The sequence below is a fragment of the Nonomuraea sp. NPDC005692 genome, assembly GCF_040631115.1.
Taxonomy (GTDB): Bacteria; Actinomycetota; Actinomycetes; order Streptosporangiales; family Streptosporangiaceae; genus Nonomuraea.
On record NZ_JBEXYU010000009.1, the window covers coordinates 235,701 to 262,176 of the forward strand.

The window sequence follows — 26,476 nt, forward strand, 5'->3', positions numbered from 1 at the left end:
GCCCTTCCGCCGTCGCGCCCCCGCCTGACGCGGGTGCTCTCGACGGCCGGAGGCGCGTGACGGCCGTGGTGGCGGCGCCCGCGAGCGCCGCCACCACGCCCCACGTAAGTACTTCCTCTCCCGAGACTCCGCAGCGCCGTCACGTCATGCGGACGGCATCCGGCACCCCGGATAACCCCGCGAACCGGCCCTAACCGAGACGCTCCCGCCCCTTGTCCGTCAACGACGCCAGGTGCACTCCCACGCCGAAGCTGGTGAAGCCCGACCTGGCCGCCTTCGTGAACTCCGCCACCACCACGTCCGACGGAAAGTCCTTGACCAGGACGTCGTAGGCCGCGAATCCGTGGTCCCGGACGGCGGCGAGAACCATGTCCGTGGTCAGCTCGGGGTGTTCCACGATCTCCTCCAGCAGGTCGCCCTGCCTTCACAGTCGCACCCTTGCCGCCACCTGTCACCCGCAACGGCTCTTTCGGTCCCCGGGCCCGGCTCTCCGCGGCCGAGCGGGCGTTGGGGTACAGATACGGCAGATACTACGATCAGCGGCACATGCAGCCGGCCGAGCGTGAAGGTGTCCTGGTGATGGCGCGACGTCCCTCGTTCAGGGGCCAAGACCCGGGTCACGTCGTGCTCGGCGTCGCCCTCTTCGTCACGATCACGTTCCTCGGACAGGCAGTCACCGACTACGTCATCGACGGCTTTCTGACGGCGGCATACATGGCCGCGCGTGCCATTGTGCTCGTCACCGCGTGGCTCGTGGCTTCGCTGCTCGCCACCTGGCTTCATCGATCGCGCCAATGACCTTCATCAGGGAAGGCTCTCCCGGGCACGACCGCCGACTGGTCGCGGGAGCCTGAGGTGTACAAGGAGTTCGACTGGCTGGCCACGTACGGCCCGTTCTATGAGGTCTCGTGTGTGTCCTTCGCCCGATCCCTCACCCCTCGCGAAGCACTGACCCGCCTCGGCGCGGGGCCCGACGACATCGAGCAAGTGACCTTCGACGGTCTCCAGGAACGAACGATGGAGTGCATCGACGTCGCCAACCTGCGCAGTGAAGGTGACTACGTGGGCGCACTTGAGACGGCGGGCTGGACGGTGCTCGTCCAACTCTGGACAGGATCAGTCGCTTTCAACCGCCTGCTGCCGAGTCTCTCCCGAGGGACGAAGGTCGTGTCGATCAACCGAAACCTCCACGCCGACGACTACTTCACCTATGCGATCGACGGCGAACTGATCACCCACTTCAACCAACTCTCTCCTCAGGCACGCATGGGCAGTGAGCCCGACCGATTGTTTCTCGAGATGTGGGAGGTAGGGCTGGATCCCAACCACGAGTGGGAAGGCCCGGGCCTCCACGCCCCCTTTCAGCGATCATTCGCGTTGGCGAAGAAGCTCACCGGCGTCGCCTTCTCCCAAAGCATGCTGGACATGCGATTCCTCGCCGCCGTGATCAGAGACGAGTGATCACCCCCAGCCGCCCGCCTCGTCCGGCGACGTGGACAGCGACCGCCTCTACGGATTCGCCCCGCGTAAACGGGCGTGCAAGTTGTCGATGCGCCGGTACAGCACCTGGTGGTCGGGCGGTTGGGTGCTCTTCCACAACCGCACCTTCCTGTCGGCGCCCGCAGTGGCGAGCAGATGGCCGTGCGGGTGGAAGGCGATGGCCCGGACGGGACCGGTGTGGCCGTCAAGAGGCCGCCCCGCTGGTTCTCCGGAATCGAGATGCCACAACCGGACCAACCCGTCATCTCCGGCGCTGGCCACCAGGTCCGCCCCCGGGTGGAAGGCCACCGACCGGACCGGGCCGATGTGGCCGACGAAGGGGTCCGCCGTGGCACGTGCCGATGCGGGATCCCACAACCGCACCGTTTCGTCGTCGCCGCCGCTGGCCAGGATGTGCCCGTCCGGATGGAAGGCCACCGTCACGACCGCGCCGCTGTGACCCGCCAACGGCTCACTGACCGGCTGCCCGGACGTCGTGTTCCACAACCGGACCATGCCGTCGTCCCCACCGTTGGCCAGCAGGTGCCCGTCGAGGTTGAAGGCGAGGGCCCAGCCGGCGCCGTCATGGTCGGTCAGCGGACCCCTCAACGGCCTTCCCGTAGTGGTGTCCCACAACCTCACGGTCCCGTCTATGCCGCCGCTGGCCAGGATGCGTCCGTTCGGGTGAAAGGCCACCGACCAGACAGTGCCGGCATGGCCGTGCAACGGTTCCCCCACCGGTCGCAGCCCGTCGATCGTCCACAGGCGTACCGTCTTGTCGCTGCCGCCACTGGCCACCAGATCCCCATCGGGATGGAAGGCCACCGCCACGACGGCACCCGCATGGCCCAGCAGCGGCTCCCGCCACGGCCTCGCCGTCACCGTGTCCCACAGCCGCACGGTCCCGTCGCCGCCGCCGCTGGCCAGGATGCGTCCGTCCGGATGGAAGGCCACCGACCAGACGGCGCCGGAGTGACCTTCCGTCCTCGCCCCGTCCACCGGCCGGTACAGCTCATGCAGTGGCTCGGGGACCGCTCCTTGAGCGTCCTGGATCATGGACCCGATCTCGGGATCCGGCGGGCGACCGCGCTGCGAACGCATGTTGTGGGCGGCGATCCACAGAGCCTTGAACTCCATGACGTCGCCCTTCAACGCCTCCACCACGAGCTCCAGGTTGCCCCATCGAGGCAGGCTGACGCAGCGGATCACCCCGTGCGCGGTGGAGTGGCTCATCGCGCCCGTCTGCTTGGCCAGAGCCCGGCTGCTGGGCTCGCCCGCGTAGAGATGCAGGTCCCGCAGGCGTTCACGCAGAACGGCCAGGGGATCCTCCGGCAGGGGGGCTTGCGGAGACATGGTGATGTCAGGATTCCAGAATCCCGGAGAACGCAAACCCGCCCATGACGGATCTCTTCGCGTCGGCATCCGGGCCGGGCGCTGTCAGTTTCTGTCAGCCGATGTACGGGTTCATCGGATCACGTAAGACCTTGGCAGAGATCGTCAACGGCTCTTCGGCGCGCCACATCCTGATATCGCGCCCTCGGCAACGGTCGAGGTGATGCCGAACCCTCGAAGGGAAGCTCCATGATGATGCTGCCCCACCTCGCCGCACTGGTCGTGACGAGCGCCGCGCTGGTGACACTCCCCGCCATGATCTACATGTTCTCGGCCGACTCAGGCCGCCGCTCCCGGGCACTACGCCTGCTGCGCCTGCTGCTGCGCCGTTGACGCCGGTGGTGCGGGGCGGCCGCAGCGACGCCTATCTGCCGCACATGGCGGTGCCGAAGGCTTCGAAGATGTGGGCGTCGTTCTTCGGGGTGCCGGTCACGTAGAGGGTGACCGCGCGGCCCGAGCGGTCTCGGCCGCTGAGGACGCGGGTGCCGGGCAGGCCGCCGTCGTGCATCCAGGCCGGGCCGCAGGCGAACGGGTAGGAGTAGACGCCCAGGCCGTAGTCGGCCTTCGGCGGGTCGTTGGCGGGGACGGTCCGGGCGAGCATGGTCTTGATCGTGGAGGTGGGGAGGGACTGCCAGAAGCGGTTCAGGTCGTCGGGGGTGGAGATCAGGCCGCCCGAGGCGCCGAAGAGGTAGCCGGGCTCCAGGGTCGTGTCGACCACCTTGCCCTGGCTCTTCGGGTCGAACGGGTTCACGCCGTAGGTGTGGGCGTGCCTGCCGCGGATGTCCAGCTCGTTCTGACGCGGCCAGTAGGTGTGCCGCAGGTTCTTCAGAACGCCCTGGCGGGTGGCCGTCCGGAAGTCCTTGCCGGTGACCTTCTGGATGAGCATGCCGGCCACCAGGTAGTTCGTGTTGGAGTAGGCCCACTTCTCGCCGGGTTCGCCGGTGGGCTCGGCGTCCAGGGCCAGGCGCAGGAAGTCGGCGTCGGTGCCGAGGCGGGCCGGATCGATCAGCATCAGGTACTCGGGCAGGCCGCTGGTGTGCGTCAGCAGTTGCCGCACGGTGATCGGCCTGCCGTCGAGCAGACCGGGCGCGTACCGCTCCGCCTGGGCGCCCAGATCGATCTTGCCCTGGTCCGCCAGGCGCGTCACGGTGGCCGCGACGACCGACTTGGTCACGCTGGCGATGCGGAAGTGCGCGTCCGCGCCGACCATCGGCCGGTCGGAGCCGCGTTCGGCGACGCCGGACGTCCACGTCCTGACCCGGCCGTCGGGCTCACGCACCGACACCAGCGCACCCGCCAACCCGTCCTGCCGGGTCAACCGGTCAACCTGCTGTTGCAGGGTGGGCGACGACGGCTTGGCGGCGGCCAGCGCCGGGGACGCGGCGCCCAGCAGGACGACGGCGGCCGCAGCTGCGGCAAGATACTTACGCATGTTTCCGGCAACTCCCTTGGATGAGGTGATGTGCCCATCCTGTGGCTGCCGAGCGCCGGAATCGATCATGCCGCCCGGTCTCCGGATGGTGGGGACCGCCCTACCGGGCCCGGAACTTCCTGACCACGGCGCGAAGCCCGTCACGCACGTCCTGAACTGCGATCGAGCAAGGCGGACGGATCGGCTGCTCACACCCGGGGACGACGACGAAGCGCCGGTCGTCGATGCCGATCAGCACCGGGCCGCACGGGCCTGATCGCCACGGGCCCGGACTGCCGCGCCCCCGCAAGCTCGGGCGGTCTGCGCCAAGGGCAACGGAGTTTCAGATAGTTTGCCCCGTGATGTTGTTCGATCAAGGAGGAAGACAGATGCCTGACAGGCTGACCCGACGCGATTTCGGCCGGACGATGGGCCTGGCCGGGCTCGGATTGGCCGGCGCCGGGCTCGTCGCCGGTCAGCCGGGCCGGGCACACGCCGCCGCCGCGACGTGGAGGACCACCGGCACCCTGCCGGCCGGGCTGGGCAGCTTCGACAGCACGATGAAGGCTTTCATGACGGCCCGGAACCTGTCCTGCGGATCGCTCGCCGTCGCCCGCAAGGGCAAGCTCGTACTGGCCCGTGGCTACACGTGGACGACCAGCACCACCCTGAAGACCCAGCCGACCTCGCTGTTCCGGATCGCCAGCCTGAGCAAGCCCATCACCGGCGCGGCCATCCTCAAGCTGGTGCAGGACGGCAAGCTCAAGCTCACCGACCGGCTGCCCGACCTGCTCCCCCTGACGCCGCCGTCCGGCAAGACGGTGGATCCGCGGCTGAAGGACGTGACCGTCCTCAGGTTGTTGCAGCACCTGGGCGGCTGGGACTCCTCCATCACCGCCGATCCGATGTTCAGCGACCTGGCGATCTCCAGGGCGCTCGGCTCGGCGCTGCCCGTCCGCCAGGCCGACATCATGCGGTACGCCAGCGGCCTCGCCCTGGACCACGACCCCGGCAGCACCTACGCCTACGCCAACTACGACTACCTGCTGCTCGGCCGGATCATCGAGAAGGTCAGCGGCATGCCGTACGGCACGTACCTGCAGCAGAAGATCCTCGGGCCGCGCGGCATCACCCGAATGAGGCTCGGGCGCACGCTCAAGGCCAACGCCGTCACCGGCGAGGTGCCGTACGCCTCGAAGTACACGGGAAAGACGGTGTTCGACGCCTCCGGCACCTCCGTACCGGCTCCGTACGGTTCGTTCAACCTGGAGAACATGGACGCGCACGGCGGCTGGCTGGGTACGGCGGTCGACCTGGTGCGCTTCGCCGGGATCTTCGACGCCGCAAGCTCAGTGCTCACGTCGACGTCGATCTCCCGGGCCTTCGCCCAGCCCGAGACCGGCGTCAACGGCGACGGCTGGTGGTACGGCTGCGGCTGGTCGGTCCGCAACGTCACCGGCGGCCGCAACACCTGGCACACCGGCAGCCTCCCCGGCACCTACACCATCCTGGTGCGCCGGTATGACGGGCTGACCTGGGCCGCCCTCTTCAACCAGCGCGACGACGCCTCCGGCCTGAACTACGCCGACATCGACCCGGCCCTCCACAAGGCCGCCAACGCGGTGGCAACCTGGCCCACCGTAGACCTGTACGGCACCTACCTCTGACAAGAACGCACCGTTGACCGGCCCCGACACCTGAAGCCGTCGGGAGCGGAACCTTCGCCTGCTCGGACGGCGATCGGGTCCTCGGGGCCGGTAGAGACGAACGGGCGGCGATCAGAGCCGCCAAGCCGCACCCGCCACCGGCCGTGCCGCCCTTCGCCGTGCCACACCGCCCCAGCGAGCATGCCGACCGGCGCGTTGCAGGGGGCCGCGCCGCGGGTCGCTCGGCTGCGCCTACCGCAACGTGCGGATCGCCGCCCACTACGTCCGTTGATCAGGGTATGTACACCTCGTAGTAGAAGCCCGGCAGGTAGGGGCCGCCTCCGCGGAACCAGTGGCAGTAGACGAGCCCGGTGTATTGGCCGTTCTGCGCCGCGTCCTCGTAGGCGAGGTCGCAGGCGGCCAGGGTCGAGTAAGGGCCCTGCAGGTACCAGTCCGGTGTCGGCCAGCCCGCACTGGCCACGGACGCACTGGTCTGGGTGGCAGCGGAAGCGGGTGTGGCACCAGCCAGGACGCCGACGCTCAGCGCCAGGGCGAGTGCAGCGGAAGGTAATCGGCGGATCTTCATCGCAGGAGACTCCTCACGCTCGGGAAGGAGAACACCTTCAGGTGAGCACCGGCCACGAGCAATCGTCAAGACCTGGCATCGACACCGCATCTCTTTGCCTCCCCAGTGCGCCGGACGCGAAGCCCATCCACGAGTTTCAGGACTTGCGAGAATCGGGTCGCCGCGCCAAAATCCAACCCTGAATCATCCGTCCACGTCATTACTCAGCGATGGCTTCACGTCCTCCCAATGGAATCCTCATCCGGGCGCGGCTGGTGTGGTTTGAATAGTCCGGCTGGATTCATGATTTGCGGCGGGCTCAAGCCGGGCGTCCACTTCCCGCCCGGAGGCCGCACGTGAGGCCCCGTGCGATGGCGTCTCCGAGTAGAAGGCGGACCAGAAGGGCGATCTCCACCGTTGCCGAGAGGCTTGTGCTGAACAGAGTCACGTACCGTCGCCGACGCCACCTACGCTCTCCTTCGATCCTCGCCGCGATCGTCATGTTCGCGCTTTCCGGCTGCAACCTGGCGCCGCGTGGTGATTCCGCGCCTCGCCCCTTGGCCATCGGGCGCACCGACGACGGCCGGTTCAGGTTCGTCGTGCCGCTCTGCGAGGGAGAGAACGTCCTCTCGTTCGAGGTGCAGGATCATCAGACCGAACGGCTCGTGTGGCGGGTTTCGCAGCCGACCCGATCGACAGAACGCGAAGGATCGATCACCTTGGGTGACGCGCAGGGGTTCACGACGGAAGAGTCGCCGTTGTTGTCGCCCCTGCCGTCCAATATCAGCGTTGACGTGCAGGTGACGAGCGGCGCCCTAATCGGGCAGGGTTTCCTGTTCGGTGCGGCGCCAACGGAAATGAGCGGCACGGATCTGGTGGCGGCCCCCAGTGGGGCGAAGATCTCGGAAAAAGAATTCCGGCAGAAGACAATTGCCGAGTATTGCTGACGACGGCAGAAGCAAGCAGGAGCAGGCGAGTGGCCATGAGGAGGCACCGCCGCTGAATCGGACCCACCCGACGCGACCGACCTCCGGCGGACCATCAGCGCCCAGTTGAACGCCAGACACACCCTGGAACCCGCGACGCTCGCCGGCAGGGGGCGCCCGCGCCTACGGCGGGCCCACAGGCCGGTTCCTCCTCGCCACCACCGCGCCTGTCACCCCCGCGTCGAACAATCTGCGGGCATGGATTCCGCAAGACGCGCTGTCACCCCGGAAGTCCCGACCAGGCCGACCTACGCTGCCCGCATGGCTTTTGTTATCCCAGAGATCAAGGTCGGCCTGGCCGAGCTCGGTGGCGGGCCTGACGCCTGGTGCTCGAAGTGCGGCAAGCGGGCGACCCTGTACTGCGTCGATCCGGCGACCGGCAAGCCCACGTACGTCTGCACGGCCGACGCCGGTTCCGAGGTGGAGGCAATGCTGCTGCGCTCCCCCGACTAGGTGGATCACCACCGCGATGTCAGCCCTTCAAGCCTCCGCGCTGAAGGACGAGGTGTTCCTCGGCGCCATAGAACCGCGCCCGTGCCCACGAGTGTTCGCCCCCGGGCAACGGGCGCCCCATGCCGTCCGAGCGTCGCTCCCGCCGGACGACGGCGTTCGTCATGGACAAGCCTTCAGCCCCTCCCGTTCAGCCGGACGAGGCCTTGAGCCGCATGGGCCGGACGCTTACGCTCGCGCCATGCCCATGATCACCATGTTCTTCGTGTTCTCCGCGCTGCTGGTCGTTGTCGTGTTCGTCGCCAGGCGACGGCTGGCGGTGGTCACCGTGCGGGGGGAGAGCATGGTGCCGACGTTGCGGCCCGGTGACCGGTTGCTGGTGCTGCGCGGGAAGGCGGTCAGGCGCGGGCAGATCGTGGTGCTCGAGCCGATCGGGCCGGGGATGCGCTGGCGGGACGGGCCGCTGCCCGCGGTCGCGGCCGCCGACTGGGTGGTCAAGCGGGTCGCGGCGCTGCCGGGCGAGCCGGTCCCGCCGCAGTGCCCCGGGCTGCCCGCCACGGTGCCGCCCGGAAAGCTCGTGGTGCTGGGCGACGGAGAGGTCAGCGCGGACTCGCGGTTGTGGGGCCTTGTCCCGGCCGACCGGGTTCTGGGGGTCGTCCTACGCACCCTTGTTAGTACGTCTTAACAGCCGCATACTCCAATATGTCCGGACATTTCCTGACAACGGGGCTGGGATATGCGTCTGGTCTTTTCTGCCGCAGGACTGGCCGCGACCACCTTCACCATCTCCCCGCTGCACCACACCCTGTTCGCCGCCCTGTGCCTGCATCATCCCGGCTTCGCCGTACCCGGATCGCCGTGGCGGGACCTGGCGCGCAGGACGCCCGCCAGAGCCATGCCGTTCGTCCGACGTGTGCACCACGCGCCGCACAGCGTGTCCGGCTTCCTCTGGGCCGACCTGCCGCTGCCGCCCGGGGCGGGCACGCTCAACGACGAGCTCGACGTCCAGCCCGGTCTCGGTGACGTCGCCGACGCGCTGCGCGCCTTCTACGTCAGCTGCGTGGCCCCCGAGTGGGACGCGATACACCGCCGCCTGAGCGCGCACGTGAACCGCTACTCCGAGCTGATCTGCGTGCGGGGCTTCGGCCGTACGCTGCCCAGGCTCACCCCCAGGCTGAGCTGGTACGGCTGCGCCCTGCAGATCGACACCTCGGACCTGTGCCCGTCGCCGGTGGAGCTCGGCGACGGGGGCGTGGCGTTCTCGCCGCTGATGTGCGCCAGCCGCTGCTTCCTCGCCCTGTCGCCGCCCCGCGGCGACAGCAGGGCCGTCATCGCCTATCCGGTCAGCGACGAGGGCGCCCGGGGCCCCGGGTCGGTGGACGCCCTGGCCCAGGTCGTCGGCCAGGCTCGCGCCAGGGTCCTGCGCTCGATCGGCGGCGGATCGGCGACCGGCGAGCTGGCCAGGTCGCTGGCGGTGAGCGCCTCCACGGTGTCCGAGCACGTGACGGCGTTGCGGCTGGCCGGGCTCGTGAACACCTACCGCGAGGGCCGGGCGGTGCGGCACGTGCTCACCTCGCTGGGGCACGAACTCCTCGAATACAGTGCCTGATTTGTCGCATTTCGGTGGCGGTCCGAAAGGATTGCCCCTTTCCTGACTCGATGGTGATGATCAGGCGAATACAGCCCCTCTCACCCAGGAGGTCGGATGACTCGCACACTGAAGGCGTTGGGCGACCGGATGCTCGGCGCCCTGCTGCCCGCCAGCACCGCGGACGCCAGAGGGTGCCCCTACGAGTGCTGGTGCTACCACTGGCTCGACCACACCGCGTGGACCTGCGTGCGGCCGGACTGCACGACCTACGTGTCCTGCTACGAGTGCTGCTGACCCTCCACACCCCGCCCACGGCCCCTCCGCAGAGGGTCGTGGGCGGACCCACCCGTGAAGGAGTGCCATGCCGTACATAGAGCCGTACATAGAGCTGGGCTGCAGGGCCGTGCTCTGCCTGGTCTTCCTGGCCGCGCTGGCGGGCAAGGCCACCGGCTGGCGCGCCTTCGTGTCCTCCGTCCCCGGTCTGGCTCCCGGCCTGCCCGCCGCGCCGGTCGCGGTGGCCGTGCCAGCCGGCGAGAGCGCCGCCGTGGTGCTGCTCGTCCTGGGCGAGCGCGCGGGGTTCGTGCTGGCCGCCGTGTTGCTCGCGGCCTTCGCCGCCGCGATTCTGCTGGCCCTGCGCCGTGGCACCACCGCCACCTGCCGGTGCTTCGGCGTCGCCGCCGCGCCGCTGAGCCGCGTCCAGGTCGTGCGCAACCTGCTGCTGATCGCGGTGGCGGTCACCGGCTGGGTGATGCCGGGCGGGCACGTCGAGCTCGCCGGGGTGGCGCTGGCGCTGGTCGCCGCCGCGGTGCTCGCCGCCGTGCTGGTGCTCTTCGACGACCTCGCCGACCTTCTCCTGGAGAGGAACCTCTGATGCCGTACGTCATCGCAGCCCTGGTCATCGTGGGCGTCATGAGCGCGCTCAACCTGGTGCTGACGTTCGCGGTGATCCGCCGGGTGCGCCATGCCGAGCAGCACGCCGCGCCCTCGGGGCCGCCGTTGCTGCCGGTGGGCTCGACCGTCCCCGACGTGCGCGGGATCGGCCGGCCCGCGGTGATCGGCTTCTTCGACACCGAGTGCCAGGCCTGCCCCGGGCAACTGCCGCCGTTCCTCCAGCTCGTCGCCAATGCGGGCTACTCCCCCTCGCAGGTGCTTGCCGTCGTGTCCGGCCCCGGCGGGGAGAGCTACACGGACGCGCTGCGCGGCAGCGCCACCGTGATCGCCGAGCCCGCCAACGGGCCGGTCTGCCTGGCCTTCCCCAACGCCGCCTTCCCCGCCTTCTACCTGCTCGACGACTCCGGCCGGGTCCGGTCGCGCGCGGTCACCGTGGCCGGGCTCGGCGCCCCCGTCACCGCATGACAGACGAGATCTCGCCCGGCGTGCTGCGGCTGGCCGGGCGGGCCGTGACGGTGTGGGGGCTGGCCTGGCGGGCCGCTCCGCTCGCCGCCGTCTGCTCGGTGCTCGCCGTCATCGCCGGTGGCACGATGCCGGTGGCCGCCGCCTGGTGCACCAAGCTGATCCTGGACGGCCTGGCGGGCGGCCGTGCCGTACTGGCGCCCACGATCATGCTCGGCGCGGTCGGCCTGGTCGCCGCCCTGCTGCCGCATCTCACCGAATACACCGACGGACGGCTGCGCCGCGGCATGGACCTGCTGACCCGCGAACGCCTGTTCACCTCGGTCAACGCCTTCGTCGGCCTCGGCCCGTTCGAGAACCCCCGCTTCCGCGACCGGCTCAGACTGGCCGAGCAGGCCGGGACGGGCGCGGCCAACCTGATCCTGGCCCCCGGCCTGTCGCTGGTGCGCGGGCTGGTCACGCTGGCCGGGTTCGTCGCCGCGCTCATGGCACTGAGCCCGGTCATGACGGCGATCGTCCTGCTGTCGGCGCTGCCGTCGCTCGGGGTGCAGCTGTCGCTGAGCAGGCGCAAGGTACGTCTCGCCTGGCAGGTCAGCCCGGCGATGCGCCGCCAGATCTTCTACGCCGACCTGCTCACCGAGGTCGAGACGGCCAAGGAGGTGCGGCTGTTCGGGCTCGGCACGTACCTGCGCGACCGTCTCCTCGGCGAGATCCGCGCGGTCAACCACCAGGAGCAGGCCCTGGAACGGCGCGCGCTGGCGGGACACGGGCTGCTGGCCCTGCTCGGCGCGGCGATCGGCGGCGCGGGACAGATCTGGGCGATCGCCGGCGGCCGTCTCGGCGTGGGCGACGTGGCCGTCTTCGCCGCCGCCGTCGCCGGGGTGCAGGGCGCGCTGTCGGGCGGGGTCACCCAGCTCGCCCGGCTGCACCAGGCGCTGCTGGTCTTCGGACACTACCGCGCCGTCGTCTCCGCCGCCCCGGACCTGCCCGTACGCCTCCCGCCCCGCCCGCTGCCCGCGCTCCGCTCCGGGATCGAGGTACGAGACGTCTGGTTCCGCTACGGCGAGGGGCGGCCGTGGGTGTTGCGCGGAGTGGATCTCACCATCCCGCACGGCGCCTGCGTCGCGCTCGTGGGCCTCAACGGCGCCGGCAAGTCGACGCTGGTCAAACTGCTGTGCCGGTTCTACGACCCGTCGCGCGGAGCGGTCCGCTGGGACGGGACCGACCTGCGCGACGCCGACCCCGCCGAGCTGCGCTCCCGGCTGACCGCGGTCTTCCAGGACTACGTGGCCTACGACTTCAGCGCGGCGGAGAACATCTCGCTCGGCTCGCTCGGCGCCTCACCCGAGCAGGTCAGGGCGGCGGCGCGGCTGGCCGGGGTGGACGCGGCGCTGGACGCCCTGCCGCACGGCTACGACACGTTGCTGAGCAACCGCTTCCTCGACGCGGCCGAGACCTCCGGCGTCGTGCTGTCCGGCGGCCAGTGGCAGCGGCTCGCCGTGGCCAGAGCATTGATCAGGGGCGAACGCGACCTGCTCATCCTGGACGAGCCGAGCGCCGGGCTCGACGCGGAGGCCGAGCACGCCATCCACCGCAGGTTGCGCGAACATCGGGCCGGCCGCACCAGCCTGCTGATCTCCCACCGGCTGAGCGCCGTCAAGGACGCCGACCTCATCGTGGTGCTGGCGGAGGGCAGAATCGCCGAACAGGGCACCCACACCGCACTGATGGCCGCAGGCGGCGAATACGCCCGCCTGTTCACCCTCCAGGCCAGCGGCTACACCGTCGAGATCGGCTGAAAGCACCGAACGCGGCGAAACGGGCTCCGATGTCGACACAGGTTCATGCGCAGGTTTCGGGCCAGCCCTGGTCGACCCCAGCAGGCCCGCGAACTGCCTGACCAGTCGCTTCGTGTCCGGCACTGCCGCTCTGACGGCCGACGGCGGCACCTCGTCAACCGGGAAGGTGTTGCTCCGCCGTCCGAAGGCCCCGTGGAAGCGGCCGCCCGACCGAGCGCATCGACAGGCCACCCTGCCCAAAGGGATGATCAGGGCGGAAATCGCCTCCGAGGGAACCGCCTCAGTCGAGACGGCCGAGGCTTGAGCCATCAGGGCCAACGCCAGAGGCCCGTCCATGACTCTGCGAATTCAGGTTATGTATGGCAATCTAAGCAGATCCGGGCGAAAAGTCCTGGGCAATCTGTTTGCTGGAGATCAGATGCATAGGACGTCAGGTGGCGATGGCGGACGCATCAAGTCGGCGAAGCCCGTAGCCGCAGGGCACGAGAACGAATCAGCTGACAATCCCTGTCCCGAAATGGCAGGTAGCTGAAATCGTGATCCTCACCTGGAACTCGGCCTCCCGTACCTATCTCGGATCCGCGCGCCGACACATCGTGGACGACATCTGCACGGGCCCTTTCCTGTTCGCGATCGCTGACGGCCACAGGGGACGAGTTGCCGGCGACATTGCCAGCCGTCTCGTGATCGAAACCTTGCAGAAGTACGATCGCGAAACCGATCCAGCAGATTTGACAGCCGTTCTCGAGCACGCGATCGACGCCGCGAACGAATCCATTCAGCAGAAAGTCGAAGCTCAACCCGAACTGGCGGGCATGGGCGCCGATCTGGTGGCCATGGCGTGGTCCGGGACCACGGCGGCCTTGGCCAACACAGGCGATGCACAGGCGTATGTCGCACGCCGAACCGACAGCGGAGCCGCTGAGCTCATCTGGACGACCGAGAGTCGTGCCCACGGCACGGCCGAGGCCGACAGCGCGCCGAGTTCACCGGAGCACATCTCGGGCCTCCTCGATGGACGACCCCGGAAGCACGCCCCTGACCTGGTAACCCTCAGCCTGCACGCCGGCGACCGGATCTTGCTGTGCACCCGTGGACTCGGCGCGGCGGTTCCTCACACACTTCTGATGGATGTTCTGAGCGGACCCGGCGGATCGGCGGAAGTGGCTGATCGCCTCGAAGCCCTTGCCGTGGAGCACGGCGGTCCGGACAACATCACCCTGGTCGTCGTCGAATTCGTCGACTTCGAGTTGCACCGGGAGGAATACACGTTCATCGAATAGCCTCCGTCACCTGAACCGCTGACGCGCGACGCCGGAGCCGGCAGCGTCAGGCCCGGCACGGAAAGGCGACCCCACGTGAAATTCGTGAGGCCGCCCCGGCTTGGAGCCTAATGACTCTCGTTATACCAGTAGCTGATCACCTTGCCGTCCTTGATGATCCCTCCTTGCCCACCGTTCGGACTCGTCAACTTGATTCCCCGCGCCCCGTCGGCCAGCTCCACAAACTTTTGGTTGTATCCCCGCTTGGAGGCCGTGACGGATGCGAGCCACGCCTTGGCGTCAGCTTGATATTATGCCGGCGTCTTGTTGAGCGGCTTGGCGTGGTTTGTCGTAGTGGTACTGAAAGCTGTCTTCGAGGGTCGTTCGGAGACAGCCAGACCGCAGTGAGTTCCCGGGGGCCTGGAATCCACGACGGTGAGGTGTTGTGCACCAATACCGATGCTGCGCCGGCAAGCACATAGTACGTATGGAAATCCGCGACAGTCAGGTTGTGGACACGCTGATGTGCGGTCCACTTCCTGATCCCCTGCACCTGGGCATACGTGCCGGCCGACATGCGAAGGAACATCCCCTGCTTGAGCTCCTCCGCACTCGACCAGGTCGCGATGCCCCTGATTGTTCATCCGAACGCTGCGTCCATCCGCGCGCAGGTCGATTTCAGGGGGCGTGGGGGCGACGAAGTTCTTGCCCTCATAAAATCATGGTCCAATATTCGCCTCGATAGTCGATTGTGCCATCCGACTCTCGGACTGATTCGATCCTGTCGAACCGAATCTCTATATCGAACTTCTTTTCCTCGGCTGGCTGATAGCCGCAATGACGGCACCCCTGCTCTACGCCTTCGGTGTCGGCCGCCGGCCCTCGTGTTGACGTGCTGTTCCTACGCATGGGGTGACCACGCCCCTGGGCCTCCAGGGGCTGGTCACTGCGAGGTCCCCCTTCGGCCGTCACGGTGACGCCAGGCGGCTGCAAGCTCTCGAGCAGCTCCCACGCAGTTGACGTCATCCGGGACAGAGTCGCGGTCACATGTCGCCAGGCGAGACTGTTATCTGGAGCCGCTATTCGGACGGATTCTTCGCTCGCTCGATCCATGCTTTCATGATGTCGACGGCGAGCCAATGACCGCAGTCCTCCGCTTCGGCGAGAATGGTTTTCCCCCCGATGACCCTCAACGGATTCGCACCCCGCGCAAGAAGGTAGGCGGTGACGTTGACGCGCAGGGGGTCGCGGGTTTGAACATGACTGTCCCACTCGATGTCGATTGCGTGCCGGAGCAACGTCCAGCCGCTCTCGCACCCCTGCTCATCCTCAACGTCATGACCGGAATCGAGCAGTTCACGCAATCTCGGCAGGTCTTCCAATTCCACGGCGACATGAGCTGGAGAGTCGGTCAATGGGAAGCTCCTCAAGTATATTCACCCTGAATGAACAGAACAACGTTATTGTACACCCGTGCCACTCCAGGGCCGACGGGATCAACGGGAGACCGAGAGGGCAAAGTGCCCTGCTTCTGCACGCGGTAACAGCAGAAACAGGGCACATGGCCTCATGAAGTCATTGCGTCCTCACATTCACTCTGATGTCGGGGAAGCGTTTGATGAACTGAGCAAGCACTCCAGTGCATTCTGAACAGATCGCACGCTCAGAATAGATGGTGAGAGTGCCCTTGGAAGTCGGCTTAAGCGACTTGGCGAGCTTCTCGAGTATCTTCCACTCCGAGTCGGCGTCCTTCCACCCTCGGTCGAAGATCGGATCGGTCGGCATCTCCACTGAGCCCGGATACTGATGCTTCCCGCTGACGCCGACGAGCTGCCCGCGCATATCGTCGATATCGTACTGTGCCACGGCGGCGTTCCGGCCTTTGCCTACCTGGTATTTGGCCTTGTATTCCGCCACGAAATCCTTGAGTGGGCAGCTCGTGTTGTGAACGAGTACGGCTGCGGCGCCGGCCGCCACATAGTACGTGTGGATGTTGGCGACCGTCATGTTGTGAACGGTCTGAACGGCGGTCCATCGCTTTACCGCCTGCACCTGCACGAACGTTCCCGCAGAGGTGCGGAGCCACATGCCGGACTTGAGCTCGTCGGCCATGACCCATTTCCGCAGCTGAGGCGCCCAGAATGGATGGTGGTCAGTGGCGACCAGGGAGCTGCGCTCGTCGTCCTTGTCAGCTGCGTCGACGCTGATCTGGACGAGATGTTTATCGCCCTTGCTGGTCAGGACTGCGGTGACAGGCTCTGCTCTGGTTTCTCCGGTCTCAGGATCGGTTGCCAGTACCTTATCCCCGACTTTCACTTCCTCGATAGGCTTCTGACTGCCGTCCGCCAGGAGGACTTGCGTGCCCGGCACGAAGCTGTCACAGGGAATCGACTTGGATTCGTGGGGAGTGTCTGGGGTGTGGGGCCTGTTCTTGAACCTGGCGTCGAGTGCAGTATCCAGACAGGCTTCAGCATCCCCCTCCTGCATGCAGGTGGTAGCCGTTTTGGTGTTGTTCAGCCAGCTCCACATGATCAGGATGTAGGTCTTCTCCCAGATGTTGAATCCCTGTCGACACTTCTCTCCCGAACAATCCAGATATACGGTCGGAGTATTAGCGTCCTCTCGTTTCTTGAAATTCTTGAGCATTTGGTCATGCCCGTCGCGATTTTCCTTGTTCGCTGCCCTGATCTCTTTCTCAGTTCGCGGACAGTTGACGCCCGGCTGACAGTGACCAGGACGCGGCTCGTGCCCGTCGATCTCAATGCGTGAGATGGGGTTGCCGCCGGTGAAGGCGTAGCGGTTGCTGGTCCAGGGATCGAGGCCGAGGCTCAGGTCGTCGAGGGCGCCGTTGTAGGAGTCGAGGTTGAGGAAGCGGTTGAGGCCGGGGCTGTAGTCGCGGAACCCCATGTCGTACATGCCGGTGGAGTTGTCCCAGCGCTTGGCGTTGAAGCGGTAGGGGTTGTACTCCTCCTTGGCGGTGGGGTCGATGGGGTCGGGCTTGTCGACGCCGGTGAAGAGTTTGTCGTCGTTCTTGCCGTAGGCGGTGTAGCCGTAGGTGGCGCGGGTGTCACCGGTTTCGCTGGTGATCTGTTCGACGTCGGTGTGCGGGTTGTAGCCGTAGTAGGAGGACTCCTCCGAACTGTCGGCCTTCACCTTTACCTGTGACAACCGCTCGCCCCACGGGCTGTACTGGAAGGACTTGACCAGTTTGCCGGCCACTTCCTCGTCCAGGACCTCGCCGGACAGGCCGAGGTAGGAGTAGGTGGTGGTCTTGGCGGAGGCGGTGCCTTCCTTCTCGGTCTTGGTGGTGGTGCGGTCGAGCGGGTCGTAGGTGTAGGTGGTCACCGTCGAGGTGGCGCCGTCGGCGCCGAGCTTCTCGTGTTCGGTGACGTGGTCGAAGCCGTCGTAGGTGTACTTCTCCCAGGTCTTGCCGCCGCCCTGGATGGTGCGCAGCCGGCCGTAGGGGTCGTAGGTGTACGTACTGGTCTGGCCGCCGCTGACGGAGGTCATCAGGCGGTTGCGGTCGTAGGTGAAGGTGGTCTTCCTGCCGAGGACTTCCTCTTCCCACACGTTGCTGTTGGGGTCGTGGGAGTAGGTCTCGGTCTCGACCGGGCCGCCGCCGGTCGGGGTCTTGACGGTCTTGGCAATGCGGTCGCGGGGGTCGTAGGTGTAGGCGTAGGTGTTGTCGAGGTAGGCGCCGGGGTTGTCGGCGTTCTGGACCTTGGCGTGGTCGCTGGCCCGTTGCAGGTTGCCCTGGTAGCCGATGGTGTGCTCGGCGACGATCGCCGCGTTGGGCTTCTTCTCCACCGAGTGGCGCAGGACGCCGGACAGGAAGTAGTCGTAGGTGACGGTGTTGTTGTTGGCCTTGGTCTCGCTCTGGCGTTCGGCGCGCGGGGTGTAGGTGTAGGCGGTGGTCTTGGGTGAGGGGTCGCTGGCCGTCTTCTTGTTGACCACCTGGTTGACCAGGTCACGCACGTCGTAGCCGTAGGTGGCCACCGTCTTGTCGTGGGTGCGGACGGTGACGGCGCTGTTCTCGTTGTAGTCGTAGGTGGTGGTGTTCTTCAGGGCGCCGTCGAGCTTTTCCTGGATCTTCTGGATCTGGTTGAGGTTGGTGTAGGCGATGTCCCACAGGTCGATCTTGGCCGTGGGCGAGTTGTCGTCGATCCGGGTCAGGTTGGCGTTGGCGTCGTAGGTGTAGGAGAAGTCCTTCTTCTCGGTGTCGCTGGCGCCGCCGGTGTCGCGGACGAGTTTGACGGCGTCGGCGGCCAGGGTGCCGTTGGCGGCGTCGGTGAGGGTGATGCTGTGGGCGGTGCCGGCGGTGAAGGTGTAGGAGCCGAGTTCGACCCAGGTGCCGGCGTTCTTGGTCTGGTCGACGACCACGTCGGCGGTGCCGCCGTCGTGCTTGACGGTGTACTTGGCGTTGGTGGCGGTGGCGCCGGAGGGGTACTGGACGGCGACCCTGTAGGTGCCGGCGGTGGGGGTGGTCAGGTTCCAGGTGAAGCTGCTCTGGCCGGTGCCGGCGGGGGCGGTGGCGTAGTCGTAGCCGACGAACCCGGTGGAGGCGGCGACCTGCGGACCAGTGATGTTGGCGGCTGAGGTCGGTGTCCAGGAGCCGGTGGCGACGACCTGGCCGGTGTCGGAGTTGTCCTCCAGGACGACGTCCAGGCCGAGCGGGACGCCGTTGTCGGAGTGGGTCTTGAGTTTGCCGTCGGGGTAGTAGTCCCAGTCCAGCGCGCGCTGGGAGGAGCCGCCCGCGGAGGTGACGGTGCGGTTGGTCTGCAGGCCCAGCTTGTTGTAGTCGTAGGTGGTCTTGATGTCCCACGGGTCGGTGGTGGTCCTGGACCAGCCGTTGTCCCAGTAGGTCATCGTGGTGATGTTGCGGACGGTCTGGCCGTGGGAGGGCGGGGCGGAGATCTCCTTCAGCCGGGAGACGTCGTCATAGGCGTAGGTGGTGCTGTCGGGCTTGTTGTAGACCGGGTCGTCCTTGTCGAAGGGGTAGATCTCCTCGATCGGACGGTTCAGCTTGTCGTACCTGGTCTCGGCGATGAAGTCGGTGTCGTCGTCGGTGGTCTCCACGCCGCGCGGGGTGATGGTCTTGGTCCTGTTGCCGACCCAGTCGTAGGCGAACCGGGTGGTGATGTACTTGATGTCGCCGCCGTTGTCGGCGTGCGGGACCTTGGTCTCGATCACCGCGCCGCGCTTGTCGTACGTGGTGATCGTCTTGTTGTTCTCCTGGTCGGTCTGGCTCACCACCAGCCCGTCCAGGTCGTAGTCGACCGCCGTCACGAACCCGGCCGCGTCCTTGGACGTCCTGAGCCGGTGGTTGAGGTCGTAGGTGGAGGTGGCGGTGTAGTCGGCCGTGTCGGCGGTGGCGTTCTTACGCGGGTCGACGACCTTGACGGTGTTGCCGACGTTGTCGTACGTGTACGTGATCTTGTGCTGCTTCGCGTTGAGGACGTCGGTCAGCTGGTAGATCGGGTCGTAGACGTAGGTGGTGGTGAAGTCGGCCGCGGTCGCGCCGGACAGGTTGCCCTTCGGCTCGGTCTGGGTCTTGAGGTTGCCGGCCAGGTCCCAGGTGAAGGTGGCCTTGCGCTCCGGTCCGGTGTCGCTGTCCTTGGGCAGCAGCGACTCGGTGAGCTGGTCGGCCGCGTCGTAGGCGGCGGTGGCCACGGCGCCGTTGGGCGCGGTGGACTTGGTGACGTTGTCGTTGCGGTCGTAGACGGGGGCCGGGGTGACGACGAAGTCGTTCTTGTCCTGGTCCTTGGGGACCTTCGACTCCAGCGGGCGCTTGAAGACGTCGTAGGTCTGGCTGCTCTTCTTGCCCAGCGCGTCGGTCACCGACAGGACGTTGCCGCGCACGTCGTAGACCGTTGCGGTGGCCTTGTCGTAGGCGTCGGTGATCGTCTTGGGGTAGCCGGAGGGGTCGTAGTCGCCGAACGTGGTGGCGTTCTGGTTGGCGTCGGTCGACTTGGTCAGCTGGCCGAGCGGGTCGTAGTCGTACTTCGTGGTGTAGTCGTCGACTGCCGCCGTCTCGACGCCGAGCGGGTCGGTGACCGTCTTGAGGTTGCCCTTGGCGTCGTAGCCGAACTTCCACCTGCGGCCCTCGGGCGAGGTCTTCTCGGTCAGGTCGGCGACGTAGCCGTTCAGACCGGACTGATAGACCAGCGTGGTGGGGTTGGTGCCGTTCTTGTTGGCCTCGGCGTCCTTCAGCTCGAGCGGAAAGCCGGTCTTCTGGTCGAACGTCCAGGTGGTGTACGCCTGGTTGGCCTCGGTCAGCTTGGTGACGTTGTGGTCGGGGTCCCACTCCAGCCTGGTGGGCTCGTTCTTGGCGTTGGTGATCGTCTCGGGCCGGCCGTAGGCGTCCAGCACGTACTTGGTCTGGTTCTGGAGCGGATCGGTGATCGTGGCGTTGATCACGCCGCCTTGGGGGCCGTCCGGGTCCACGTAGTCGAACCTGGTGACGCCGTCGAGCCGGTCGGTCAGCGTCTCGACCTTCCACAGGTCCTTGGGGTCGACCGGAGCCTCGTAGTACTTCAGGTCCGTGTCGTTGCCGCGCGGGTCCGTGACGGTCACGAGCTTGACGTTCTTGTTGCCCTGGGTGGCGTCGTAACGGAAGCCGAACGTCTTGGCGCCCTCGTCGCCGGCACCGTCGATCATGCGGGCCATCAGGCCCTTGTCGGTGTAGGCGAAGGTGACCTTGCGGCCGGCGATGTCGGTGATCGACTCGACGGTGTCGATGATGTGCGGGTTGGTCAGCTTGGTGTCGTCGACGGGCTTCCAGGTCGTGTCGTCGATGTAGGTGTAGTCCTGGCCCTTGGCGTAATAGTCCAGGGTCAGCGTCTTACGACCGGCGGCGTCGGTGATGAACTGCAGGAACTTGGTGGGCTTGTTGTTGGACTTGCGCCGTTCGTAGGTGAACGACATGGTGTTGCCGTTCTTGTCGACGATCGCCGACTGGAAGCCCTCGTCGTCGAAGAAGAACTGGGTGCGGTCCGGCTTGGTGAACACCCACTGGCGGGCCGGGTCGCGCGAGTAGCGATCGGGCGAGGCCGCCGATTCGGGCACGCGCTGCAGGTACAGGTGCACGCCGCGGGGGTGCTTGTAGTCGCAGGTGTTGGGCAGGCAGCTGGTGTTGCCGTGCTTGTCCAGCGTCCAGACATGCGTGGTGCCGTCGCCGTCGGTCAGCCGCACCTGCTCCGGCCATCTCTGGCCGGGCGGCTGGAACTGCAGCTGCGAGCCCAGCTTGGTCAGCGTCGAGGTCTGCAACGACCAGCCGTAGCCGAGCGCGGCGGCGGAGGTGTCCAGGCTGTTGTAGGTGGTGCGGACGAACGTCTGCGCGCCCCGGGAGGGGTTGGAGAAGGCGTTGTAGTTCCACACCACGTTGCCCGCGTACGGGTTGACCAGGGCGGTCGTCCCGGCGCCGGTGTTCTTGCCGGTGTAGGCGTAGAACTTCTCCAGCCCCAGCAGGTCGGAGGTGGGCGAGTCGATGCGGATCTGCTGCGGCAGTTCCGGCAGGTGGTGGGTGGCCGACTTCCAGTTGTTGGTGACCGTGTCCTGGACGTCCCACACCAGTTGAGCGCCCTCGGCCAGGTTGCGCGCGGTCGTGGGGGCCTTGACCTGGGCGTCCACGCTGATGCTCGCACCTGGCGGCAGGTCCGGCAGCGTGGTCCTGAGCTGGGTGTCGGCGGTGGAGATGTCGGTGCCGTCGGGCAGCTTCCAGTGGTACGACAGCTTGGTCGAGGCGCCGGGCCAGGTCTCGGCGGTGGTGTTCTTCACCATGACCGAGATCACGGTGGTCGCGCCGACGTCCAGCCGCTCCGGGGTGCCGGGCGCGTAGAACGAGCTCACCGAGCCGCTCTCGGCGTAGGTGACGGCCAACTTGGGCCGCAGCAGCGGCTCGCTGGTCTCGCTGGACAGGAACTGGGCCGACTGCTTGGCCGTGCCGGCCTCGTTGCCGACCTTGATCAGCAGGCCGTGGTTGGCGCTGGGCGTGGCGGTCCAGGCCTTGGCGGCGTCGGTGACCGTCCAGGGCCGCCAGCCGGCTGTGTCGGTCAGCCCGGTGACGCTGCCCAGCGTGGCCGCGTCGATGTCGCCGCCGGGCGTGGTCCACGGGCTGGTCCAGGTCGCGTTCTCGTCGGATGCCCGGGTGAGCCGGTGTGCGGTGAACGAGGCCCCGGTGCCGGTGGCGGTCGCCTGCCACAGCGACAACTGGGCCTGGCTGATCTGCGCGTCGGCGGGGATCTGGGTGGCGTAGTCGTCGAACCTGATCACGGCGCGGGTGTTGGCCAGGGTCGTGGCGGTGTTACCGGCCTGCAGCCGCTTCTGGCCGCCCACCACGTCGTGCCCGGTCGCCGGCTCGCCCGAGGCCAGGGTGGTGTCGGCCGTGGCGTACAGGGTCTTGGTGACGTAGCCGGGCTTGGGCAGGAACACCCGCACCTTCTGCGAGGGCACCACCTGCCCGTTCTTCAGCACCGCCTCCACCCAGTAGTCGGCTCGGTGGGTGTAGTCCGGGTTGGCGCCGTCTTCCGCGGTGGCGCCGCTGCTGGTGTCGACGTACGAGGTGACCTCCGGCGGCAGCGTCACCACCAGGTCGTCGTAGTCTCCGCTGCTGTTGTTGGAGCTGCGGTTGCAGGCCGACGGGCACATGTGACGCAGCCGGTACTCCACCAGGTCGTCGGCGCTGTCACCGGGGGTGGGATCGGCATAGGCGCTCCATGACAGCGACGCGCCCACCGAGGTGGCCAGCGTCGGCTGCTCCAGCCGCACCGACGGCTTGCCGAACGTCACCAGCAGTCGCGGGTGCGCGAGGGGATCCACCGTCAGCGGATTGACCGCACCGAAGTCGTCGATCGCCTGGTAGGCCACCCCGCCCACCGGGGCGGTCTTGGCCTCGTTGGCCGCCTTGACCAGAATGCCGCCCATCGGGGCCTCGACGCTGGAGTACCAGCCGTTGACCATCGCGGTCACGTCGAAGGTGTGCCAGCGCGACAGCTCGCCCGGCTGCCGGGTCACGGTCGAGGCGGCGGTGGCGGCGTAGCCCGGCTGGTTGTTCCATGTCGTGCCCAGTGGGTCCCACGTCCAGGAGTCGTCGGTGATCTCGTGCGCGGCCAGCGTCACCGCCGCGCTCTCACCCAGCGCCTGGTCGAAGTACATCTCCAGCGAGGCCTGATCGATTCTGGTGCCGATCGGCAGGGTGCTCGCATCCGGCGCGCCGAAGTACAGCAGCGCCCGGTTCAGCCCCGCCGACGTCTTGCCGACCGGCAGCTTCCAGGAGTCCGCGTAGTTGGTGGTGGCCGAGGCGTTGCTGACGTAGGTGTCGTAGACCGAGATCGCCCAGTCGTTGACCTTGAGCGTGGGGTCGATCAGCACCGGCCAGGCGCGCTCGGGCGCGGCCAGCCACGCCGCGTCCGGCTTCAGCGTGATCGTCGCCTCGCCGTCCGGGCCCTGGACGAGTTCCTGGGTGATGGCGCCGGTGCGCTTGCCGTACGGCGAGGCGGCGTCGTCCTGACTGTCGATCATGAACGGGCGCGGGATCGTGAAGGCCCGCCTGCCGTTCTGGCCGGCGAACGAGATCGACCCGTCGCCGTTCTGCGTGGCCCGCAGGTCACCGCCGGTTTTGACGGTGAAGGCGAAGCTCGTTCCGGCGGCGGGCGGCTTGGTCAGCCGCAGGTGCTCGGTCACCCCGGAGGCGGTGACCGTGTAGATCAGGTCGGCGCCGTCCCACATGCCGGGATAGGTGACGGTCGAGCCCTTCACCTGCGGGCTGATCTGCCGCGCGTCACCTGGCACGCCGAAGGTGACCTGCCCCTTGCCCAGCGCGATCCGGGCCAGCTTGTCACTCTTGTCACCGAAGCGGGTCTGGAAGCCCGTCCTGTCGTTGCCGTGGACGAACCCGTCCCCTTCGGCCGCCCCGACGCTGGTGTCGATGGGCTGCCACGTCCCGGACGAGTCCTTGAAGTACACCGGCCGGGTGGAGATCTCCGCCTGCGAGCGGCCGTCCTCCAGCTCGTACACGGTGCCGAAGCGGGATCGCTTGCCCGTCAGCTCCTTGACCCGCTTGCCCGGCGGCGGCGCCACCGGCTTCTGCTGAGCGGCCGTATCCCGGCCCGGCAGGGCGACCGGGGTCCGTGCGGGGCGGATCTCGCCCTTCGGATCCTCGGTGAACCAGTCCGCCACCTGGCCGGTCAGCCAGGAGGCCGCCCGGGAGAACAACCCGGGTTCGGTGGGAACGGCCGCCGACGACTGCGCCAGCACCGGCGCCGGCGGAGCCAGGGAGGCCATGAGTACGAGCGTGACCAGCACGGCGACGTGCCGCCGTAACCGATCGTGACGACGGCGGGATCGCGGCTGGACAGGCCGCTCGGGGGATGACCGCGACACAGACACTCCACTTCCGTACGGCCACGAAGGCCGCACATAAAGAGCACCTAAAGGCTCTGCAGAGCAAAACATCCGAATCACGCCACAAAGCGACACAAATGGTCAATAAACACGGAACGCGACTTACCGAAACTTCCGAACAAGCGCTCGCATACGGCCGACACGCGCTCCCCGCTGGGAAGATCCACCCGACGGACGCGATCCAGTCGGCGAACCGTCAAGGTGACTGCCTGTAAACAGCGCAGGTCGTGATCAGCTGTGCGGAGAACCGCGCGATCGGACTCCCAGCAAACTCACAGCAAGCCGGTTCCATCGCCAGGAGGCCCTCAGATCCCGTCCCACCTGCACGAACGAACCGCCGCTCTCGGCAGGGCCAGTCACACCTGGACGCGAGAGGCGTTGCGCGACGACGTCCCACCGCGACCGAACGCCGGATCGACCTGGCGCCGGTTGCCATAACGGTCAGATCACAGTTGACGGACCGCCCCGCCGATGCGGCAGGAGTTGGCACCCCAGGTCAGCACGACGTTCCGACATGCGACGCGCGTACGCCTGCGCGCGGCGGGATCTTGACGACTTCTGACATCCATGTCTAGATCAATCCGATTTGCCCCGAAAGCGCGGAGGTTGGCCATGACACCGAAGCCGTCCGTACACACGTGACATCCCAGCACTCCCCCACTGCCACAGACCGTGACAGCCGCCGAGCCCGGGCAGCGAAGATCTGCGCAGTCCTGACCGGCATCCTGCTGCTGGGTCTCGCGATCAGCCTGACCGCCCTCCCCGGCATCTCCACCACACTCGACGAGATCAACGACCCAGGCGACACCGCCACCATTCGCCAAGCCGCCAGTGATCTCCACCGCGTGCCCTCGTCGGCCACGCCGACACCACGGGCCGTCGCCGCAGCCGGCCCCAGATCGCCGATCGCGTCGCCGCCGGCCACACGATCAGCAGCCAGACCGCGACCGACCACCACCACCAGAACTCCGCGAACCACACACGCCGCCCCGCCCACCGGCACGCACAGCACCAGGACCAGGGCCACCCAGCCGCCCGCCGTCACCGCTCGCCCGACACACCATCGTCACGCCGCTCCGCCCGCAACCGGATCCTCGTCCAGCCCGGCCACACCTCCGCCCGACGTCCCGCGCAAGGTCACCCCGCCGGGACAGACCAGAGAGCCCCCGGGCCAGACCTCGGACAAGACCCACGGCCCGAAGAACGCCTCCACCGACAGCGGCCGTCATCCCTCGAACCAACCGTCCTCCCGCGGACGGGAGGACGTCACGTCAGGGACGCCGCCGAGTTTCCCGAGGTGACGCGCGGCATCTGGCGACTGCGGGGAGTACCCCGATCGCGGGGCTCGTCCTCTTCCACGGGGTCGTCACTGGCCTGGAAGCGCAGCCCGACCATCAGGTGATCGGGCGCATGCGGGTCGCTGCCCTGCCTGGAGTCGGGCCAGGTGGGCCGGAAGGAGACGACGGTGTTTCCGTCCCGCATGTACTTGAAGCGGTCATGGCCGTTGATGTCCATGCTGAAGCTGAGGGCGTGACGGCCTCCTTCGGTCAGCGACAGCAGACAGCAGGAAGGCATCGTCCGAACGTGCCGGCAGGATGCCCGTCCAACCTCCGGCCACCCGACCGTCGACGAGCAGCCCCTTCCCCGGCACTGCAACGGAACAGGAACTCCATCAGTTCGCCGTCGGACTTCGGGTCGGGGCTGGTTCGGGGTGGACGACGACCGGCATGCCGGCCCGCATCGCGCCGGAGCCATGGATCGATCGGCCGTCATGAGCCTTCCGGAACTCCAGGTGGTGGGTGCCCGCCGGCACACTTCCCCACTTGTAGTACTGCCAGGAGTCGCAGCTGAACCGCGCGGTCGCGCCTGCGGGCCGGAGCGCCCCCCAGTAAGTGGTGGTGCCGTCCGGGCAGGAGTTGTTCCACCACAACTCGACGTCACCGGCCGAGGTCTGGGTCCACTCCCGCGAAAGGACGCGGAAGGCCATGCTGTCTATCCGCGCGGCGAACCCGTATCGGGGATCAGGTGCGGGCGGCGGGGTGTCCATGGCGACGGCCGCTTGCTCTCCCGGCCCCCGAAGGAGGACGAACCCGAGGCCGGCCATCAGCACACCCCCCGCACCGGCGGCGAGGACGAGCCGC

Annotated in this window: 22 protein-coding genes; 13 read left to right on the forward strand and 9 right to left on the reverse strand. The window is 67.5% G+C overall.

Going from position 1 to position 26,476, the window contains the following annotated elements:
* Positions 1 to 190 precede the first annotated feature (190 nt).
* A complete protein-coding gene (locus tag ABZ459_RS21425) occupies positions 191 to 397 on the reverse strand; it encodes a hypothetical protein (protein ID WP_357972643.1) in 207 nt (68 codons plus the stop codon).
* 149 nt (positions 398 to 546) lie between these two features.
* Here ABZ459_RS21425 and ABZ459_RS21430 point away from each other — a divergent pair, with 149 nt between their 5' ends.
* Both ABZ459_RS21430 and ABZ459_RS21435 read left to right on the forward strand, forming a co-directional pair.
* Positions 547 to 798: a hypothetical protein gene (locus ABZ459_RS21430; RefSeq protein WP_357972646.1), complete on the forward strand. Its 252-nt coding sequence runs from the start codon at positions 547 to 549 to the stop codon at positions 796 to 798.
* 57 nt (positions 799 to 855) lie between these two features.
* Positions 856 to 1,461 carry a DUF6461 domain-containing protein gene (locus ABZ459_RS21435; protein WP_357972649.1) on the forward strand — a complete coding sequence of 202 codons (606 nt, stop codon included), beginning with the start codon at positions 856 to 858 and terminating at the stop codon, positions 1,459 to 1,461.
* A gap of 48 nt (positions 1,462 to 1,509) precedes the next feature.
* Here ABZ459_RS21435 and ABZ459_RS21440 read toward each other — a convergent pair whose 3' ends face one another.
* Positions 1,510 to 2,901, reverse strand: coding sequence for a WD40 repeat domain-containing protein (locus ABZ459_RS21440; RefSeq protein ID WP_357972652.1), 1,392 nt, complete (start codon positions 2,899 to 2,901; stop codon positions 1,510 to 1,512).
* Between the two features lie 159 nt (positions 2,902 to 3,060).
* Between ABZ459_RS21440 and ABZ459_RS21445 the strand changes: the two genes are divergently transcribed.
* Positions 3,061 to 3,204, forward strand: coding sequence for a hypothetical protein (locus ABZ459_RS21445; RefSeq protein WP_357972655.1), 144 nt, complete (start codon positions 3,061 to 3,063; stop codon positions 3,202 to 3,204).
* A gap of 31 nt (positions 3,205 to 3,235) precedes the next feature.
* Here the strand turns inward: ABZ459_RS21445 and ABZ459_RS21450 are convergent, their stop codons facing one another.
* A complete protein-coding gene (locus tag ABZ459_RS21450) occupies positions 3,236 to 4,303 on the reverse strand; it encodes a serine hydrolase domain-containing protein (RefSeq protein ID WP_357972658.1) in 1,068 nt (355 codons plus the stop codon).
* A 368-nt stretch (positions 4,304 to 4,671) separates the two neighbouring features.
* On the opposite strand from ABZ459_RS21450, the gene ABZ459_RS21455 reads away from it, so the two are divergent.
* On the forward strand, positions 4,672 to 5,949 hold the full coding sequence (locus ABZ459_RS21455) for a serine hydrolase domain-containing protein (protein ID WP_357972661.1): 1,278 nt from the start codon (positions 4,672 to 4,674) through the stop codon (positions 5,947 to 5,949).
* A 271-nt stretch (positions 5,950 to 6,220) separates the two neighbouring features.
* On the opposite strand, the gene ABZ459_RS21460 is transcribed toward ABZ459_RS21455, so the two are convergent.
* Positions 6,221 to 6,409 carry a hypothetical protein gene (locus ABZ459_RS21460; protein WP_357972664.1) on the reverse strand — a complete coding sequence of 63 codons (189 nt, stop codon included), beginning with the start codon at positions 6,407 to 6,409 and terminating at the stop codon, positions 6,221 to 6,223.
* Positions 6,410 to 6,993: 584 nt separating this feature from the next.
* On the opposite strand from ABZ459_RS21460, the gene ABZ459_RS21465 reads away from it, so the two are divergent.
* The 9 genes from ABZ459_RS21465 to ABZ459_RS21505 all read left to right on the forward strand — a co-directional run bounded on the left by ABZ459_RS21465 (position 6,994) and on the right by ABZ459_RS21505 (position 13,955).
* Positions 6,994 to 7,440 (forward strand): hypothetical protein, encoded by a 447-nt coding sequence (locus ABZ459_RS21465; RefSeq protein ID WP_357972666.1) that lies wholly within the window; start codon positions 6,994 to 6,996, stop codon positions 7,438 to 7,440.
* A gap of 300 nt (positions 7,441 to 7,740) precedes the next feature.
* Entirely contained in the window at positions 7,741 to 7,932 is a 192-nt protein-coding gene (locus ABZ459_RS21470; protein ID WP_357972669.1) for a hypothetical protein, read from the forward strand.
* 238 nt (positions 7,933 to 8,170) lie between these two features.
* On the forward strand, positions 8,171 to 8,614 hold the full coding sequence (locus tag ABZ459_RS21475; RefSeq protein ID WP_357972672.1) for a S26 family signal peptidase: 444 nt from the start codon (positions 8,171 to 8,173) through the stop codon (positions 8,612 to 8,614).
* Between the two features lie 51 nt (positions 8,615 to 8,665).
* On the forward strand, positions 8,666 to 9,538 hold the full coding sequence (locus ABZ459_RS21480; protein ID WP_357972675.1) for a winged helix-turn-helix domain-containing protein: 873 nt from the start codon (positions 8,666 to 8,668) through the stop codon (positions 9,536 to 9,538).
* Positions 9,539 to 9,634: 96 nt separating this feature from the next.
* Positions 9,635 to 9,814: a hypothetical protein gene (locus ABZ459_RS21485; RefSeq protein ID WP_125645566.1), complete on the forward strand. Its 180-nt coding sequence runs from the start codon at positions 9,635 to 9,637 to the stop codon at positions 9,812 to 9,814.
* Between the two features lie 67 nt (positions 9,815 to 9,881).
* Positions 9,882 to 10,391: a MauE/DoxX family redox-associated membrane protein gene (locus ABZ459_RS21490; RefSeq protein WP_357972679.1), complete on the forward strand. Its 510-nt coding sequence runs from the start codon at positions 9,882 to 9,884 to the stop codon at positions 10,389 to 10,391.
* Entirely contained in the window at positions 10,391 to 10,876 is a 486-nt protein-coding gene (locus ABZ459_RS21495; RefSeq protein ID WP_357972682.1) for a hypothetical protein, read from the forward strand. Before ABZ459_RS21490 ends, ABZ459_RS21495 begins: the two co-directional genes overlap by 1 nt.
* Positions 10,873 to 12,672 carry an ABC transporter ATP-binding protein gene (locus tag ABZ459_RS21500; RefSeq protein WP_357972685.1) on the forward strand — a complete coding sequence of 600 codons (1,800 nt, stop codon included), beginning with the start codon at positions 10,873 to 10,875 and terminating at the stop codon, positions 12,670 to 12,672. The genes ABZ459_RS21495 and ABZ459_RS21500 overlap by 4 nt, the downstream gene beginning before the upstream one ends.
* A 536-nt stretch (positions 12,673 to 13,208) precedes the next feature.
* On the forward strand, positions 13,209 to 13,955 hold the full coding sequence (locus ABZ459_RS21505; RefSeq protein ID WP_357972688.1) for a PP2C family serine/threonine-protein phosphatase: 747 nt from the start codon (positions 13,209 to 13,211) through the stop codon (positions 13,953 to 13,955).
* 184 nt (positions 13,956 to 14,139) lie between these two features.
* Here ABZ459_RS21505 and ABZ459_RS21510 read toward each other — a convergent pair whose 3' ends face one another.
* From ABZ459_RS21510 to ABZ459_RS21530, 5 genes are all read right to left on the reverse strand, one after another.
* Positions 14,140 to 14,571 (reverse strand): polymorphic toxin-type HINT domain-containing protein, encoded by a 432-nt coding sequence (locus ABZ459_RS21510; RefSeq protein ID WP_357972812.1) that lies wholly within the window; start codon positions 14,569 to 14,571, stop codon positions 14,140 to 14,142.
* A gap of 442 nt (positions 14,572 to 15,013) precedes the next feature.
* Positions 15,014 to 15,349 carry an ankyrin repeat domain-containing protein gene (locus ABZ459_RS21515; protein WP_357972691.1) on the reverse strand — a complete coding sequence of 112 codons (336 nt, stop codon included), beginning with the start codon at positions 15,347 to 15,349 and terminating at the stop codon, positions 15,014 to 15,016.
* Between the two features lie 160 nt (positions 15,350 to 15,509).
* A complete protein-coding gene (locus ABZ459_RS21520) occupies positions 15,510 to 24,215 on the reverse strand; it encodes a DNRLRE domain-containing protein (protein WP_357972694.1) in 8,706 nt (2,901 codons plus the stop codon).
* Positions 24,216 to 25,601: 1,386 nt separating this feature from the next.
* Positions 25,602 to 26,108, reverse strand: a complete 507-nt coding sequence (locus ABZ459_RS21525; protein ID WP_357972697.1) for a DUF6461 domain-containing protein — start codon at positions 26,106 to 26,108, stop codon at positions 25,602 to 25,604.
* A complete protein-coding gene (locus tag ABZ459_RS21530; protein ID WP_357972821.1) occupies positions 26,008 to 26,322 on the reverse strand; it encodes a hypothetical protein in 315 nt (104 codons plus the stop codon). The genes ABZ459_RS21525 and ABZ459_RS21530 overlap by 101 nt, the downstream gene beginning before the upstream one ends.
* Between the last annotated feature and the right edge of the window lie 154 nt (positions 26,323 to 26,476).